This is a genomic window from Halorubrum sp. AJ67, from assembly GCF_000513435.1.
Genome location: NZ_CBVY010000022.1, coordinates 17,636 through 19,804, shown reverse-complemented (window position 1 = coordinate 19,804; position 2,169 = coordinate 17,636). Strand labels below are relative to the sequence as shown.

Sequence of the window (2,169 nt, the reverse complement as noted above, 5' to 3'; positions counted from 1 at the left end):
TCGGGGAGGTCGTCGGGGTCGGCCCCGCGGACCGTGAACAGCTGCGTGGTGACCGCTCGCTTGTCCTTCGTCCCGGCCCACGAGACGCGCTCGCGGCTGACCCCGAGCGCGTCGGAGAGCCGCCGCGCGAAGTCGTTCGTGTCCCAGTCGCGGAGCGTCGCCCGGACCACCAGCTCCGGATAGCTCCCGGTGTCGGCGTCGAGCGGCTCCGCGTCGAACGCCTCCAGCTCTCGGACCCGGAAGTCGTCGGGCGACTCGCGCAGGCGGCCGCCGATCCCGTCCGCGTCGCTGACGTAGTACTCGATCCCGACGGCCCGCTCCGTCGGGTGCGCCTCGCGGAGCGTGTGTTCCGGGGCCATTCAGTACAGCGAGAGGTCGCCGGTCACGCGGTCGACGCTGTCGTCGCGGGCCGGCCCGACCGCGAGCGCGGTGACGGTCCCCGGGTCGAGCTGGGTGTGGCCGGCGTCGCGAACGATCGCGTACGGCAACCCCTCCTTGTCCGCCTTGTCGGCCAGCTCGAACAGCTGGCTCTCGGAGTCGCCCTTGAGGACGACCTTCTTCTGTCCCTCCCCCTGCCACTTCTTCCGGGCGCGCCGGCCCGCGTCCTGGTACGCCGACAGCGACGCGTGCGCGACCTGCGCGGCGAGTTTCCCTTCGCCCATGCCGATGTCCGTCCGGGCGACGATGGCCTGTTTCATGTCTCTACCCACCGCCGCCGCGGGTTTAGCGCTTCCCTCTCGGCCGCCGTGGCGAGGGCTGGTGGCTGTCGAAATAAGTGAAAAAGGTCCGCGAGAGTGACCGCGCCGTCAGTCGTCGGCCGGCGCTGCGCCGCCACGGGAACTCGATCCGAGTCCGGCGGCCACGTCCGCGACCGTGCGCTCGTTGTCGACGACCCACCGCAGCAGGAGGAACGCGAAGAGGTACTTCGCGATGATGTCCATCCCGCTGTAGGCCCACGAGGTGACGGCGACGTCGAGCACCGCGAGTCCCTCCGCGCCGAGCGCCCAGAAGATCGGGTAGCCGAGCCAGAGGACGACGGTGAGGATCTTCAGCGTGTTGAATATCTCACTGGTACCGGCGATTTCGGCATCCTCGGCCCACTCGGCGAGCAGGATGTAGAGGACGACGACGAAGAACGCGCAGCTGATGACGTACCATACCCAGCGCAGCAGGTAGGAGGAGGTGGTCAGCGCGGCCGCGAGCCCCGTGACGCACATCCCGATGTCGGCCACGACGGCCGTGAACAGCTTTGTCATGTTCGATCCGGCCAGCAGTCCGAGCGCGATGAGGATCATCGGCGTCGACAGCGCCCACGTGAGATACCGACCCCACGGGGTGAGCACTTCCTGCCCGGCCAACGCGTGTCCGGCCGGCATTTCGAGGAAGCTTACCGTGAGCCCGGAGACGAGACCGGTGTAACTCGAGATGGACACCAGCGGCACCATCATGGCGGCGACGAAGATGAGCTGCGCGCGCGGGTCCTCCAAGTTCCGCCCCATATAGAGGAACGCGAGTATCGAGAGGCCGGCGAGCGCGATGTTGATCCAGAGCGACGACGCCAAGAGCGTGTCGGCCTGAATGGCCTCGAATATCTCCGTCTGGGTCATTTCGAGCGGGACTGTTCCGCTTGCGAGTAAGTCAGCTGCTGCTGTTTCGATCATGCGACGTTTCAGTATAACGTGGTGGATTTATTAAATGTACTAACCTGACTGGTAAGGCTTTCTTGACTGATCCCGATATTAGTTCGGATTATTTGAACGTTTTTGATTCTGTGAGGCTGAGGTGGACGGACGTCCCACACCCCGTCGATCAGCGTCCGACCAGCGGGAGGCGGTCGAGCGCCCCGCCCGGCGACGTCGGCTTTGACCGCGTCCGCGCAGTGTTCGCCGCCGAGCAGACACATCGGCACGCCGATCCCGGGGTTGCTGCTCCCGCCGACGTAGTAGAGCCGATCGGTCCCCCGGACGCGCGGTCCCGGGCGGAGCGGTCCGGTCTGCCACATCGTGTGCGCGAGGCCGAGCGCGGTCCCGCCGGGCTGGTCGAACCGGTCCGCGAACTCGGAGACGCACGCCGACTCCTCGACGACGATCCGGTCCCGGAGGTCGACGCCGGTCCGCGACGCCACCGCGTCGAGGACGAGTCGTGGGAGGCAAGGCACACAGGGGATAG

Annotated in this window: 3 protein-coding genes; all 3 read right to left on the bottom strand. The window is 67.1% G+C overall.

What is annotated here, in order from left to right:
- Positions 1-359: tRNA pseudouridine(13) synthase TruD (truD, locus tag BN903_RS13840; RefSeq protein ID WP_048078288.1), on the bottom strand; the 359-nt coding region annotated here is incomplete at its 3' end.
- The gene (pth2, locus tag BN903_RS13835; RefSeq protein WP_008581783.1) at positions 360-698 is read right to left on the bottom strand and encodes a peptidyl-tRNA hydrolase Pth2; all 339 of its coding nucleotides are present in this window, start codon (positions 696-698) and stop codon (positions 360-362) included.
- A gap of 108 nt (positions 699-806) precedes the next feature.
- Positions 807-1,607 carry a bacteriorhodopsin gene (locus tag BN903_RS13830; protein ID WP_048078306.1) on the bottom strand — a complete coding sequence of 267 codons (801 nt, stop codon included), beginning with the start codon at positions 1,605-1,607 and terminating at the stop codon, positions 807-809.
- Positions 1,608-2,169: the final 562 nt, after the last annotated feature.